This is a genomic window from Enterococcus sp. DIV0800 (assembly GCF_050559735.1).
Lineage (GTDB): Bacteria > Bacillota > Bacilli > Lactobacillales > Enterococcaceae > Enterococcus_A > Enterococcus_A devriesei.
The window spans coordinates 2,158,719-2,173,956 of sequence record NZ_CP187898.1 but is presented as its reverse complement, the minus strand read 5'-3'; the positions used below and the strand labels follow the sequence as shown (position 1 = coordinate 2,173,956).

At 42.2% G+C, this 15,238-nt stretch carries 12 protein-coding genes; 10 read left to right on the top strand and 2 right to left on the bottom strand.

What is annotated here, in order from left to right; translation table 11 throughout:
* Window positions 1-114: 114 nt before the first annotated feature.
* From IGI54_RS10415 to IGI54_RS10370, 10 genes are all read left to right on the top strand, one after another.
* On the top strand, window positions 115-1,296 hold the full coding sequence (locus IGI54_RS10415) for a metallophosphoesterase family protein (RefSeq protein ID WP_430620659.1): 1,182 nt from the start codon (window positions 115-117) through the stop codon (window positions 1,294-1,296).
* The gene (locus IGI54_RS10410) at window positions 1,286-3,916 is read left to right on the top strand and encodes an AAA family ATPase (protein WP_430620658.1); all 2,631 of its coding nucleotides are present in this window, start codon (window positions 1,286-1,288) and stop codon (window positions 3,914-3,916) included. Before IGI54_RS10415 ends, IGI54_RS10410 begins: the two co-directional genes overlap by 11 nt.
* The gene (locus IGI54_RS10405) at window positions 3,913-4,857 is read left to right on the top strand and encodes a 3'-5' exoribonuclease YhaM family protein (RefSeq protein ID WP_071863122.1); all 945 of its coding nucleotides are present in this window, start codon (window positions 3,913-3,915) and stop codon (window positions 4,855-4,857) included. Before IGI54_RS10410 ends, IGI54_RS10405 begins: the two co-directional genes overlap by 4 nt.
* A 194-nt stretch (window positions 4,858-5,051) precedes the next feature.
* Window positions 5,052-5,558, top strand: coding sequence for a GNAT family N-acetyltransferase (locus IGI54_RS10400; protein ID WP_430620657.1), 507 nt, complete (start codon window positions 5,052-5,054; stop codon window positions 5,556-5,558).
* A 108-nt stretch (window positions 5,559-5,666) separates the two neighbouring features.
* Window positions 5,667-8,093 carry an HAD-IC family P-type ATPase gene (locus IGI54_RS10395; RefSeq protein ID WP_430620656.1) on the top strand — a complete coding sequence of 809 codons (2,427 nt, stop codon included), beginning with the start codon at window positions 5,667-5,669 and terminating at the stop codon, window positions 8,091-8,093.
* A 120-nt stretch (window positions 8,094-8,213) separates the two neighbouring features.
* Complete coding sequence (locus tag IGI54_RS10390; protein WP_430620655.1) at window positions 8,214-9,707, top strand: phosphomannomutase/phosphoglucomutase; 1,494 nt, start codon at window positions 8,214-8,216, stop codon at window positions 9,705-9,707.
* A gap of 82 nt (window positions 9,708-9,789) precedes the next feature.
* A complete protein-coding gene (locus IGI54_RS10385; protein ID WP_430620654.1) occupies window positions 9,790-10,143 on the top strand; it encodes an iron-sulfur cluster biosynthesis family protein in 354 nt (117 codons plus the stop codon).
* Window positions 10,144-10,254: 111 nt separating this feature from the next.
* Window positions 10,255-10,926 (top strand): two-component system response regulator SapR, encoded by a 672-nt coding sequence (gene sapR, locus IGI54_RS10380; RefSeq protein ID WP_216427918.1) that lies wholly within the window; start codon window positions 10,255-10,257, stop codon window positions 10,924-10,926.
* An 11-nt stretch (window positions 10,927-10,937) separates the two neighbouring features.
* Entirely contained in the window at window positions 10,938-11,960 is a 1,023-nt protein-coding gene (gene sapS, locus IGI54_RS10375; protein ID WP_430620653.1) for a two-component system sensor histidine kinase SapS, read from the top strand.
* 75 nt (window positions 11,961-12,035) lie between these two features.
* Window positions 12,036-12,899, top strand: a complete 864-nt coding sequence (locus IGI54_RS10370) for a GRP family sugar transporter (protein ID WP_071863128.1) — start codon at window positions 12,036-12,038, stop codon at window positions 12,897-12,899.
* Between the two features lie 78 nt (window positions 12,900-12,977).
* Here the strand turns inward: IGI54_RS10370 and IGI54_RS10365 are convergent, their stop codons facing one another.
* Entirely contained in the window at window positions 12,978-14,168 is a 1,191-nt protein-coding gene (locus tag IGI54_RS10365) for a toxic anion resistance protein (RefSeq protein WP_071863129.1), read from the bottom strand.
* A 134-nt stretch (window positions 14,169-14,302) separates the two neighbouring features.
* The gene (locus IGI54_RS10360) at window positions 14,303-14,959 is read right to left on the bottom strand and encodes a 5-bromo-4-chloroindolyl phosphate hydrolysis family protein (protein WP_430620652.1); all 657 of its coding nucleotides are present in this window, start codon (window positions 14,957-14,959) and stop codon (window positions 14,303-14,305) included.
* Window positions 14,960-15,238 lie beyond the last annotated feature (279 nt).

Genomic DNA, 15,238 nt, shown 5'->3' with positions numbered 1-15,238 from the left:
ACTTTCGTTTTTTTATGGTAAAATAAATAGGATTAAGTTTCAGCTGTTCTCTCGAAATCGGTAAGAGTGAGAAAGTTGTTACTAGCTACTTTGGATTGATAAGGAGGAGAGGCAATGAAATTTTTACACGCAGCGGACCTGCATTTAGATCGCTCCTTTGAAGGATTGACGAAGGTGCCGGAAGGCTTTCAGCAAGAACTGACGGCAGCCAATCAAAAAATGCTGCAAAATATTGTTAATGCGGCGATTGATCAAGCGGTCGATTTCATTTTATTGGCAGGGGATACCTTTCACCAAAATCGCCCCACATTAAAAACACAACGCTATTTCTTTCAGGAGATGGGCCGCTTAACGGAAGCGCAGATCCCGGTCTTTATGAATTTTGGTAATCATGATTTTTATCAAGCAGATCGTTATTGGTTTGCTTTTCCTGAAAATATCCAACTATTTGTGGATGAGCAAGTCGAAACGAAACAACTAGTGACTAAAGCGGGAGAGCAGATTGCGATTACCAGCTTTAGTTATCAGCATCCGACGATTGAAGCTGCAATGATCGAGGACTTTCCTGTTAAAGGCGCGGTCGATTTTCATATTGGAATGTATCATGGCGGACAAATGCCCTACGCCCCGGTTCAATTATCGGAGTTGTTAACAAAAGGCTATGATTATTGGGCACTGGGACATATTCATGTGCCGCAAATTTTAGCGAAAGAGCCTTACGTGATCTATCCTGGAACACCCCAAGGGCATACCCAAAAAGAAGTGAACCTGGCTGGAGTGACACTAGTGGAATCGCAGGGCAAACGTCTAAGCTGTCGGACACTTTCGGTTGAAGCCATTCGTTGGGAAAAACGTAGGATTTCTTTAGCCGGTCTACGGCAGCCGCGAGAAATTTTTTCATTGGTACGAAAATTATCCGCAGAGCTGCCTACCTTGCTACATTTGGAATTTAGTGAGACAGAAGGGATCGGTGATGAGTTAGCTTATCAAATTGCTTCAGGAGAATTATTAGAAGCGCTACAAGAGGAAGTCGATTCAGGGATTTTTCTATGGCAATTGACACTAGCTGATGCTCCGGTGACGCGACCTTATTTGGCGGTGGAAAAAAACTTGATTGATCAGCTAATAGCTACTTATCAGGAGCCGGCTGTATTTAGCGACTTACTAAGTGAATTGGAACAAAACCCGCAGCTACATCGCTTGATGGATCAAGCCTTTAAAGCGACTACGATCGAAGGATTAAAAGAAAAAATGGCGCAAAGCTATCAGTTTAGGAGGGAAGTTGATGTGGATTAAAAAAGCGGAGATCACCAGCTTCGGCAAGTGGCGCCAGCAGACATTTTTATTTGAAGCAAAAAATCAGCTGGTTTACGGCTTGAATGAAGCCGGCAAATCGACGTTGTATCAATTTATCCAAGCGATTTTATTCGGTTTTCCTACCAAGCGTAAAAAGGGTCAAGATTATACACCCAACGATGGCAGCGGCTTTGGCGGCCGTTTGTTGCTGGTCCATCCAGTTTACGGAACGGTGACTGTTGAGCGGTATAAAACGAAAAATAAAGGTAAGGCGAAGATTTGGCTAGCTGATGGTCAACAAGGAGAAGAAGACTTGCTGGAAAAAATTCTCTATCCTTTAAACCTTCAGCTATTCCGCCAAGTTTTTACGTTTCAACAAGAACAACTGCAGCAATTAGAAACACTGAACGAAGAAAATTTGCATGAGGCGTTGATTTCTCTAGGGCTTTCCGGCAGCAATGAATTATTCGAACAACGTTTGCAGCTGAAAAATAATTATGAAAGTCTTTATCGCCCCCGTGGTCGTAAACAACCCTTGAATTTAGCCTTGCAAAATTATCAAAGCTTGCAACAAAAGATCAAAGAAAAGGAAGCGCAAGAAGCGGGCTATCAGCAATTAGTCCGACAAGCCGATGAAGAAAAGTTGCAAGTGTCTCGTCAAGCTGGGAAGAATCGTCAGTTGCAAGAACAGCAACTAGCCTTGGAACAGCAACGGCTGAATTGGTCTGCCTATGCGGAATTCCTAGCGTTGAAAAAAATGAATCTGGATTTGTCAGCGACTGAGACGGAGCAAGCACAACTACAGGAATTTTATCAAGAATACCAGCAATTAATGAAGGAACAGGAAAAATTACACAGCGCCTTGCAGCAGCATAGCGGCAACCAGGAATCAGCCCGTTACTATTTCTATTTAGAAAATGAAACGAAGATTCAGCAATTATTGACTGAACAAGTCGCTATTAACCGAATGCTAGATGAAGAGCAACGGATTGCGGTGAAGCTGGCGCAAGCCAGTGAACTTCCGGCAAAGTGGCAGCAAACACCGCCACGACCATTTTCTGATGAGGCAGCGATTCACCAGCTGTTTGCCCCGTTACGAGAGGTACAAAAAACATTTGGAGAACAACAAATTCGGCAGCACTTAGTCAAGGAGCAGCGTGATCAAGCCGAAGCCAGTCTCAATGACTACGAAAAAAAGCATCCAGAACTTTTTAATCCCCAAAAGAATGTTCCATGGCTGTTGATCGCGGCGGGTGTAGCAATAGCTGCAGCCTTCATACTGCCACCACCCTTTCGCTACCTTTTGATTGTGGTGGCAATCGTTTGCGGAATCGCCGGCGGATTGAAGCGTAAGAAGCCGGCAGACAAAGGAACTTGGCAAGAAAAATTAGGCCAGTTGGATATTTATGAAGGCCAGCTGGCGGAAATCACTGAAAAAAATGCTTTGAGTCAGCAGAAAGAGCAGCAGTTGCTTGCACAAATTCAAAAAGAATTGCAGCAACGAAATTTCACTAGCGGAGTTCAGGAATTTTCGGTCATCCAAGAAAATCAACAAGCTCAAAATTATTTAGCCCAGCTTCAATCTAGTGCGGAACTGGGAGAACGACAATCCGCTTTGCGCCAAAAGTTGATGCAGCAAGAGCAACGCTTTGACTTTTTAGCCGAGTGGTTACCATTGCATGAAAAAAATTTATCAGAGAAGTTTGTAACATTAGCTACCTTTGTGAAGGAAATGGAGCAGATTCGTTTTGCTCAGACCTATCAGGAAAATACAGTCTTGCAACAGCGTATCCATGAAACGCAAAAGCAGCAGCAACAATTATTAGAACAGCAGCAAGGCTTGTTGGAAAAATTTCAATTGGCGTATCCGTCAGAGATCCCAGCCTTTTTACAGCGGGAAACAGAGCTTAGCCGTAAGCAAACTCGTTTGCAAGAATTGACGAAAAGCGTGGTGCCGTTGTTTGCTGAAGAGACTAGCCTGGCAGAAATTGAGCAGTCTTTGGGTAGCTTACAACAGGAGCTTCAAACGGGCGAAGCCAAGCTGTTGAAGCTGCAAGAACAAGAACAGCGTTCCCGTTTGCAGATTCAGCAAATGCAAGCTGATGGCACCTTAGACACGCTTTATCAGCAGGCCAGTCAGCAGCAGGCGCTAGTTGAAAAATTAACGACGGAGTATGCGGTGGCGAAGCTGGAAAACCAATTGCTGCAAGACATCGCGACGGAGCTGTCGGAACAACAACTGCCGGAATTATTAAAGCAAGCGACTAGTTATTTCCAACTGCTGACCAATAATGAACACAGCCGCTTAGATTTTGTTGAAGGACTATTGACGGTGGATCAGTTGAGTCTCTATAATCTTTCCACCGGGACGAAAGATCAGGTGATGATGGCCTTTCGTTTTGCTTATTTAGCTTTGCAACAAAACCATCCCTTGTGTCCAGTGATGATAGACGATGGCTGGCTCCATTACGATCATCAGCGAAAATATCAATTTGCGAAATTATTACAGCAATTCAGCGAAAATTATCAAATCATTTGTTTGTCATCTGACCAAGAAATGGTAAGCTATTACCAAAAGCTTCACCAGCCAGTCTGGGAATTGAAGGGAGTTCAACGATGAAAAAGATCAAAGAATTAACGGTTGACGAGCAATTTGAAATGTATGTACTGATCAAAAATGCCGATGTCCGTTTAGCTAAAAATGGGAAAAAATTTATCGCCTTTACTTTCCAAGATACTTCAGGAACAGTTGACGGTAAATTTTGGGATGCGTCAGAAGAAGAAATCAAACGCTATAAAGCCGGCCAAGTTGTCTTATTAACAGGGAAGCGGGAGATGTATCAAGGCAATCCACAAGTCAAGATCATGCACTTGCGAACGACCAAACCAGAGGAGCCTAATGATCCTGCTTTATATATGGAACGGGCACCGATCAAGCGTGAAGAGATGGAAGAAGAAATTAATCAGACTTTATTTGAAATTACGAACGCTCATTGGAATCGGATCGTTCGCTATCTTCTGAATAAATATCAAAAAGAATTTTTCGAATTTCCGGCAGCCAAACGGAACCATCATGCCTTCGCCGGTGGTTTAGCGTTTCATACATTGACCATGCTGCGCTTAGGTAAAGCGATCGCGAAAGAATATCCGCAGTTGAATGCGTCACTGTTATACGCTGGGATCATCATTCATGATCTAGGAAAAGTCATTGAGTTGACCGGTCCGTCCTCTACTGAATATACGGTTGTGGGCAATCTTGTCGGTCATTTGGTATTAGTGGATGAAGAAATCACCAAAGCCTGTATAGAATTGAAAATCAATGATGCAGATGAAGATGTGGTCATTCTACGTCACATGGTGCTTGCTCATCATGGCTTGTTAGAATATGGTTCACCAGTTCGTCCCCGGATCATGGAGGCCGAGATTTTGCATCAGATCGATAACATTGATGCTTCAATGCAGATGCTTTCCAGTGCTGTCAAAAACGCGGAGCCAGGCACCTATACCGAGCGGATTTTTGGAATGGACAACCGCAGCTTTTATGTTCCAAAAGATATTTAAAGTAGCAGCTGCGCCGATAATGTCGAACGTAGGAGATTGTGATAGAGGTGTTCAGCTTCAAAAAAATTTCGGCTTATTTCCGAAGAAGTTACTTCTGTCGTACCGTTTATTCGTAAAGAGCACCTGTGACAAGCCTTTTGTCACAGGTGCTTTTGTTGTTTGCAGTGAAGACTAGCTATTAGGAGGAAACGTAGATGATTGAGACGAAACGATTATACCTGCGGGAGTTGCAAGAATCGGACCTCCCTGCTCTAAAGAAAATCTTGCAAGATGAGGAAACGATGAGGGCATATGAAGGGGCCTTTGATGATCAAATGGTTCAAAATTGGTTGGATAAGCAATTAATGAATTATCAGCGGGACGGTTTTGGGTTATGGGCGGTGGTTTTAAAAGAGACGGAAGAAATGATCGGACAATGCGGCTTGACGTGGCAGCTCGTTGAAACGGACCAGATTTTAGAGATTGGCTATTTATTTCAGCGCGAATTTTGGCACCAAGGCTATGCTATTGAAGCGGCGCAAGCGTGTAAAAAGTATGCTTTTGAAAAACTACAGGTACAGGAAATTTTTTCGATTATTCGTGACACGAATCGAGCTTCAAAAAAAGTGGCAGAGAGAAATGGGATGAGCCAACGCCAAAAAATAGTCAAACATTACCGTGGAATGGACATGCCTCATGACGTGTATTCGATTCAAAAATAAGGGAAATGGCTCTGTCCCGACTTAAAATGAAAGTCGTGTTAAGATACTGATAGAGAAAAAATTCGCTGTCAATGGCGTTTTGCGACAAATGAGATGAGGTGAAACCGGATGAAGAAAAAAACAGACATTCAAACGGTGGAGGAAAAATTTGACTTTGATACAGTGGTGATTCCCGCTGATTTAGTTGGTTTGACAGAGGCCGAAGTCCAACAAAAAATCCAACAAGGTCAGACCAATCAAGTGGAAGAAAATTTACTGAAGTCAGACAAAGAAATTATTAAAGAAAACACAATCAATATTTTTAATATACTGAACTTCGTTTTAGCATTGTTGGTGTTACTCGTGGGTTCACCAAAAAACACGTTGTTTTTCGGCGTAGTGGTGATTAATACGTTGATTGGGATCATCCAAGAACTGCGAGCGAAGCACACGATCGATAAATTATCCGTCTTGGCCAAAAGCAAAGCTGTCGTGTTAAGAAGCGGTCAGCTCCAGCAGATCGATCAGGAAGCGATCGTCTTAGGCGATGTGCTTTATTTACGCAACGGCGATCAAGTGCCGGTGGATGGTAAATTATTGGCAGGCGAAGGCGTCGAAGTCGATGAATCCTTACTGACCGGCGAAGCGGATCGCGTTCAAAAAAGTCAGCAAGATCAATTATTCAGCGGGAGCTTCGTTACAGCAGGTGAATGTTTTTATCAAGGAACAGCGGTGGGAAAAGAAAACTTCGCGGAGCAATTAACAAGTGAAGCGAAGGCGAAAAAAACGGGCAGCTCTGAGTTGACGAAAGTGTTGAGTCGAATGATCGCCGTCTTGACGATCGTGATTGTTCCAGTAGGACTAGGCTTGTTTTATAGTCAGTACCAAGCCTCAGATTCGATCAAACAAGCGGTATTAGGCACTGTTGCGGCTTTAGTCAGTATGATTCCAGAAGGTCTGATGCTATTGACAAGTGTCGCGTTCGCGGTTGGAGCGGCGAATTTGGCAAGAAAAAAAGTACTAGTTCAGGCGTTGCCGTCGATTGAAACATTGGCACGGGTAGATGTGATTTGTTTAGATAAGACCGGTACAATCACAGATGGTACCTTGAAATTTGAAGAGGCATTATTAGAAGATATTTCAGACAGCCGGCTCAATACCATCATGGGCTCATTATTGAATCAATTAAAGGATCAAAACGCGACGGCTAAAGCGTTACGGGAAGCCTTTCCTACTAGAGACGAGTGGCAGGCGGAAAAGGTCGTGCCTTTCTCTTCCGCTCGTAAATGGAGCGGGGTCACTTTTAAAGAACAAGGTAGCTTTGCTTTTGGCGCACCAGAATTTATTTTCAAAAAGCTGTCAGCAGAAATGCAAAGCAAGCTTCAACCTTATTTAGAAGCGGGTCAGCGGGTCTTGGTACTAGTCGAGTATCCTGGACTGCTAGAAGAAGAAATGATCGAAGAACCGCGTTTGTTGGCGACGCTGATTATTTCAGATAATTTAAGAGAAAACGCGCGGGCAACCTTTGGCTACTTTGTTCAACAAGACGTCCAATTAAAAGTGATTTCTGGGGATCATCCTTTGACCGTTTCAAAAATCGCTCAAAAGGCTGGGATTCAAAATGCAGAAGCCTTTGTGGATATGTCCAGTCTAGACGAACCAATCGATTATCCAACATTGGTTAACCATACGACCGTATTTGGTCGCGTGACGCCGAAACAAAAGCAGTCTTTGATCCACGCCTTGAAAAAAAATCATACCGTCTGTATGACTGGCGATGGGGTAAATGACGTCTTGGCATTGCGGGAAGCGGACATTGGCGTGGCAATGGCCAATGGTAGTAGTGCGGCTCGTGCGGCGGCGGATGTTATTTTGCTAGATTCAGACTTTGCTCGGATGCAAAATGTGTTAAATGAAGGGCGGCGAGTGATCAATAATATTGAACGAGTGGCTTCAATGTATTTAGTTAAAACGATTTATTCATTGATCTTGGCGGTGATCTTTATGATTATGACCAATCCATATCCCTTTGAGCCGGTCCAATTAACTCCAATCAATGCCCTGACAGTTGGGATTCCCTCCTTCTTCTTGGCCTTGAAACCAAGCTATGAACGAATCAAAGGGGATTTCTTGAATAATATTTTCCGTGTTTCATTACCTGGCGCGTTGACTGTAGTGAGCGCGGTAATGATTATTCAATTAGCGGCGCTTTTATTTCATTTAGATTATCAAGCCACTTCGACGATGTCGGTCTTTTTAACCGGCTGTGTTGGTCTTTTAGTCTTATATAAAGTGTCATTCCCACTAGACAAGAAAAAAATTGCATTGATCGCGGTTTTAAGTACGGCCTATCTCAGCTGCTATTTATTCTTTAGAGAATTTTTTGACTTCGACAAGCTTTGGAACCGCAATTTATTTTTTGTGATTCCTTTGACCTTTGGGATTTACTGGTTGTTTAAAGGCTTGACCTTCGTGATGGACAAGTTGGTGGCGTGGCGCATTCGTTGGCAAGAAAAACGCAGAGCGAAAAAAAATCCGACTTCACGTGTGCTGTAAACAAATTAAATACATGAAATGATAAAACTTCCCGGAAAAGGCTTTCTTTTTCGGGTTTTTTGGTATAATGAACTAAAAGGCCAATAGAAAGAAAATTTGATTGAAAGAAGGGACGCAGTAATGGAACTAACGAAATTGCAAAATGGCTCAGATATTCGTGGAATCGCTATCACGACAGAGGATAAAATGAAAAATCTGGGGACGGATCAGGTCCGTTTGATTGCCCAAGGGATTTTGAATTGGTTAATGGATAAAGGGATCGAACATCCATTTAAAATCGGAATCGGTCATGATAGCCGCTTGACGGGACCAGAATTAAAAACGGCGATGATCGACGTTTTTACAGCGGCGGGCTGTGAAGTTTTGGATTTTGGCTTAGCGACGACGCCGGCTTTATTTATGGCGACTCAGTTTGAGGAATTCGCTTGTGATGCGGGCATTATGTTGACGGCTAGCCATTTACCCTTTTATTTCAACGGTATCAAGATCTTCAGTCAAGCTGGCGGCGCGGAAAAAAGTGATATCGCCTTCATTCTAGCTCATACCGAAGCGGCAGAAAAAGCGGCGGGCAACGTCAAGTCCGCGGATTTATTGTCTCGTTATGCTGACGATCTAGTAGAAAAAATTCAGCGAGGTAGCGACAGTGATCGGCCTTTGGAAGGCCTGAAAATTGTGGTCGATGCTGGTAATGGGGCTGGCGGTTATTTTGCCGATAAAGTACTCGCGGTCTTAGGTGCAGATACGACCGGTTCCCAATTTTTAGAACCGGACGGACATTTTCCGAATCACATTCCCAATCCAGATAATAAAGAAGCCATGGCCAGTATCAAGCAGGCCGTGTTAGACAACCAAGCGGATCTCGGTGTAATCTTTGATACCGATGTCGATCGGTCGGCGATCGTTTCGAAAGATGGGCAAATGATTAATCGCAATAATTTGATCGCGGTCTTAGCGGCAATCGTTTTGCAGGAGCATCCCGGCAGCACAATCGTGACGAATTCGCCAACTTCGGATCATTTAAAAGCTTTTATCGAAGAAAAGGGCGGACAGCAATATCGTTATATTTCCGGTTATCGCAACGTGATCAATAAAGCGATTGAGTTGAATGCAGCTGGGACGGATTGCCAGTTAGCGATTGAAACTAGCTCGCACGCTGCTTTTAAAGAAAATTATTTCTTAGATGATGGCGCTTATGTGATTGCAAAAGTGTTGATGCTCTTACCGAAACTGCAAAAAGAACAGCGAGCGTTGACGGATTTAATGGCGGAATTGGAGCAGCCTGTTGAGACCTTAGAAATTCGATATCCAATCAGCGGAGAAGAGTATCAAACAATCGGACAGCAAATGATTCAACGCTTCCGGGAAGAATTACCAAAGCACGCCGGATTCACGGAAAATCAAGAAAATCAAGAAGGGGTTCGTTTCTCGGTCAACGATCCTTATGGCAAGGGCTGGATGCTGTTACGTTTAAGCCTGCATGAGCCACTCTTGGTGATGCAAGTAGAGAATGACCAAGCCGGGCAGATAAAGCGGCAATTGCCTATTTTCCGTGAGCTGTTAGCACAAGAAAGCAATGTCGATATCACAAAGTTGGATCAACAAATAAACAAGTAAAATTGCTTGCAAATATCGCTCCTTCGTCTGATGATAAGCATTAGATGAAGCAGCGATTTTTTATTAAAAAGGAGCGAGAAAGATGAACATTACATTTGATGAAGCAGCAAAAGAAAAAGTCTTGAGCCATTTAGATAAGGATAAATTATTACTATTGACCTTTGAAGATGGTGTGGGAGCATATTCTCAACATGCCATGATCCATATGCAGACACAATTTTCGATTAACATTATCTCACAAGAGATGGAGAAGGCGGATTATGATGAAACGATTCCTTCAAATGTCGGCGATTTTTGGATCAAAGGCTATTCAAAAGAAGATTTGCAGGAAGAGATGACGATCAAGTTCAATCCCCGGCTCAGCACCTTTAGTTTATCTGGAGAAGGCGGCTTGATCGACGACAATCTAGGCTTTATTGATTTTACTAAAAATTAAAAGAAGAAGGATCGTCTTTCATTTTTTTACTTTTCTTTGATATGATAGAACAAAGCTTTTAAGCAGTCATTGATTGAACTTGAAAGCCGATCGATAGAAGGAAGTGGAAGCATGGCAAAGATCATGATCGTAGAAGACGAAGCGGTGATCCGTCAATTAATTGGTGAAGAATTAACGAAATGGAAGTTTGATGTTTTTCAAGTGACGGATTTTAATCAAGTCTTTGAGGAGTTCGAGCAAGCGGCACCGCAGCTGGTTTTATTGGATATTAATTTGCCAGTCTATGATGGTTATTATTGGTGTCAAAAAATTCGTGAAGTTTCGAAAGTTCCGATTATTTTTATTTCTTCCCGAAATACTAACATGGATCAGATCATGGCGATGAATATGGGAGCGGATGATTACATCACCAAACCCTTCCAAGTCGATATTTTAGTGGCGAAGATAAATGCGTTATTACGTCGTTCTTATAATTACGCAGAAAGCGGCGAGGAATTAGAACACAACGGGATCAGCTTGAATATTGATAACAGCAGTATGACGATCAATGGAGAAGTAGTGGATCTAAGTAAAAATGAATACCGCCTGCTGTTTATCTTAATGAAGCAGCACGGAAAGATTTTGAGCCGCGATAAATTGTTACGGGCTTTGTGGGATGATGAGCGTTTCGTCGATGACAATACCTTGACGGTCAACATTAATCGCTTGCGTCGTAAAATCGAACAAGCTGGTATTGACGATTACATCCAAACAAAAGTCGGACAAGGCTATATTGTCCCGTAAAAGGAGCGGCTATGACATTTTTTAAGTATTTAAAGGATCGCCTGCTAGTTTTTGTTGGCTGGGCACTGTTAAGTTTATTGCTAGTCTTTATGATTTGGCTGACGCCTGGGCTGCAGGGCTTTTGGGAAAATCTTAGCTACTTATTGATTTTACAATTATTTTTGCTGTTTCTTTTTTTCACGATCGACTATCAGCGACGAAAAAAATGGTTCAAAGCCTTTGATGAGCAAGAAGAATTCCATTTGCAGCATTTTGTAGCGGCAGCGACCACCAACGAAGAGCAGCTGTTGCAAGAATATGTGAATCGGCAAGTGCGGGAACATCATCTGACGATGGAGCAATTATTGGATAGTCAAAAGGATCAGAAGGATTATATGGATTCTTGGATTCATGAGATCAAGGTACCGCTAGCGGCAGTGGATTTGATTTTAAATTCGATTGAATTTGATATTCCTGATGATAAATTTGTCCTGCTGCAAAATGAGATCCAGCAAATCGATGAATACGTGGAGCAAATTTTGTATTACTCTCGTTCAGATGAATTCGTCAACGATTATTTGATTCAAGAGTATTCCTTGAAAAAAATCATCCAACCCATCATTCGCAGTCAAGCTAACTATTTTATCCAAAAAAATCTACAATTAACCTTATCTGAAGAGGATGCCAAAGTCTTAACCGACGCGAAATGGATCGAGTTCATTTTTCGCCAGCTACTAAGTAACGCCATTAAGTACACCCCGAATCATGGCGAGATCAGTATTACGATTGCAGTCAAAAGAGGCGGCGTCGCCTTGAGTCTGCAAGACAACGGAATCGGTATTCCGTCAGAAGACTTAGGTCGGATTTTTGATAAAGGCTTTACCGGAGAGAATGGTCGTAAGGCCCAGCAACACTCCACTGGACTGGGTTTGTATTTAGCCAAGCGTTTGGCAGAAAAACTAGGTGTAGGATTGACTGCTGAATCGACGATGAATGAAGGGACCACAATGACCCTGTTCTTCCCCCGATTAGATTATTATCATGAAGAACGTTAAATTTTTGGTTTTTGATTGCCAAATTTCCTTTTTTTCGCTAAACTGTTCCAGTTGTGAATTGAAGGGAGTAAGGTTATGAGTATTTTAATTGCCCTAGTGCCAATGGTGGCGTGGGGAAGCATTGCTTTGGTAAGCGGAAAATTAGGCGGTGACGCCAATCAGCAAACCTTAGGAATGACGATGGGCGCTTTTGTCTTTGCATTAGTGACCTTTTTTATTGTTCAGCCAGCAATGAGCGGTTGGATTTTGTTAATCGGTTTTTTGTCGGGACTTTTTTGGTCGGTTGGTCAAAACGGTCAATTTCACGGGATGAAATTTATGGGAGTTTCGGTGGGCTTGCCCATTTCAACCGGGTTTCAATTAATTTTGAATACCGTCGCCGGTGCTGTATTCTTTCATGAGTGGACAAAGACCAAAGATTTTGTCTTAGGATTTATTGCTTTAGCTTTCTTAGTGTTAGGGGCTTATTTAACGGCTCGCAAAGATGACGAAAGCGGTGTAGAGACGGATAATGGCATGTTGAACTTCGGCAAGGGCTTTCGTGCGCTGATTTTCTCAACTTTGGGCTATGGTGTCTATACGATCATCATCACATGGGCAGGGCTTAATCCATTGGCGATCATTCTGCCGCAAAGTGTCGGTATGCTAGTGGGTGCCAGCTTCTTTGCTTTCCGTAAAGCCAAAGTTGATCGCTATGTCTGGCGCAATATGGCTTCTGGATTATTATGGGGCATCGGGAATGTTTGTATGCTGCTAAGTGTTCAAAATATCGGTTTAGCCATCGGGTTCTCATTGTCACAAATGGGGATCATTATCTCAACGTTGGGTGGAATCTTCCTTTTGGGAGAACACAAAACGAAAAAAGAAATGTATTATGTGATTATCGGCTGTCTGCTGATTATTGTCGGCGGCGTCGTGTTAGGATATATGAAAGCGTAGAAAAACGTATTAACTAGAACGTAAAAAAATCAGCCTGCCGAATTTCGGTAGGCTGATTTTTTATCGGATCTTTCTGGATTATTGTCCAGAGTTCAATTCCATTAATTTTTGTTTCAAATCGCTTTCCATATGACCAATTTCGATCTCGGCAGCTTGTCGACGTTCGCGACCTTCTTTTTGGATACGTAAAGTTTCTTCTAACGTTTCCACAAGATCGTTTTGAGTTTGCTGTAAAGTATCCAAATCCACGATTCCGCGTTCGTTTTCTTTGGCGGTCTCGATGGTTGAAATTTTCAGCATCTCTGAATTTTTCTTCAATAGGTCATTAGTTGTTTCCGATACTTGACGCTGCGCTGTGACAGCATCTTTTTGACGGAGCAAGGTCAAAGCAATGGCTACTTGGTTTTTCCATAAAGGAATCGCCGTATTGATGGAAGCTTGGATCTTTTCCGCTAATGCCTGATTCGTGTTTTGGATTAAACGAATTTGGGGCGCTTGTTGAATCGTAATTTGACGGGCCAATTTTAGATCGTAAGTCCGTTTATCTAAGCGATCTAAAAATTGTGAATAGTCGTTTACGATTTGGACATCCATTTGATCACCTGAGGCTTGGGCTTTTTCTGTCGCGGCGGGGATCGTTGTCAGCTTCATTTCTTCAATCTTCAATTCAGCCGCCGCAATATAGATGTTCAAAGCATCAAAATAGTCTTTATTCTTATTGTAAAGTGTTTCTAACATCTGGTTATCTTTTAACAATCCGTCTTTTTCGACGTTTAACTTCATAGCAATTTTATCGATTTGAGCACCGATCTTTTGATACTTAGTAGTAATCTCATAAATAGATTGCTTAACCTTGCCAAACATTTTTTGGAAGATATTGCCTTCGCCCACGCGTAATTCATCAGGGTTGGCTTCGTTTAGGCGGTACATTAATTGGTTCAATGAATCACCGATGGGGCCAATGTCCTGTGATGAAACGGAATTCAGCATCGATTGCGAGAATTCACTTAATTTTGTTTGAGCGGTCGAGCCGTAGCTGATGACTGCTTGCGAATCATTGACGTCGATTTTTTTTGCCAACTCTCGCGCTTGCGCTTGGCGTTCTTCCGGCAATTTGTCCACTAAGCGGTCGGCTTGTTCCTGCGACTGCAAATGTGAAAGTTCCTGCTGCTGAACCGGGGTTAAGGCATCGGTGCCAAAAGGATTGCTTAATAAATCGTCTAACGTACTATCAACTGGTTGCGTCTGTGTTTTATTTTCTGGTTCCACTCTGGTTCCTCCTGTTCGAAAAAAATCTAGCTTAAGCTAGATTTTCTTGTTAATAATTAGAGTATAACTTGTTTACAACGGGAAAGCATATTGAATCAGCTTTACAAACTAGCTTTTTGTTAGCTATTTTTATTTTATTTTGTTGACAAATCAGGATCATGGTCAAGATTTTTTTTCGCGATGGAGATTTCAACATCCATGTCTTCTAAATCTTCGGACACGAATTGGTGGTAATCCTTCACGATTAAATCAGCCATTTGATCAATGATCTGCGCACTTTCTTCTAGTTTACCATAAACTTCTTTTGACTTAACTTCGTGACTGTTGATTTCGACATAATGATCGGTCAAATCAACAATGTTCGGTAAATGGGTATAAAGAAATTGACTAGCCTCTGGTAATCGAGTGGGCTCTTTTACCAATTCTTTGAATAACGCCTTTGCTGCTTTCAACGTATCATGGCGTAAATCAATGGCTTTTAGCTTCGCGCTTTTCTGAATATTCTGTTGTAAACGTAAAACTTGTTGTTTTGAAAGATTCATCGTTTCACGGAACAGTTCGATTTCACTTTCACTCATGCCATTTTTTTTGTAATACGCTTCTTTTTCTTTCGTCAAAAATGGTATTTCTTCTTTTTTACGAGAACCCGTTTTCCTTCCTTTAAAGCCGCTATAAATTAACCATCCACCAACAGCCAGCATTAAAAAGACGATAAAGTCGCCGAAATCCCCTTCAAAAAAGCAGAGAATACCGATTGCTGCGATGATTATCGGGAATAGTTTTCTTCGCATAATAATCCTCCTAATCTGTAAAAACCCTTCACATTTATTTATCCAAAATACTTGATTTCTTTACACGCTCATCATAGCATGAATTTCTATAGAATTAGTATGGGACTAAAGATGGATTTTTCATATTTAGAAAAAACGTAAGAAATTTCTGTGATACAATAAGGCAGAACCGTCGAGAAAAGGTTGCTGACCTGTTCTGATACTTCTTTCAGAAGCGCCATAGAACGGTCTGCGGCTTGACATAGAACTAATTTTTCCACGAAAAATTAATTCCTTAAG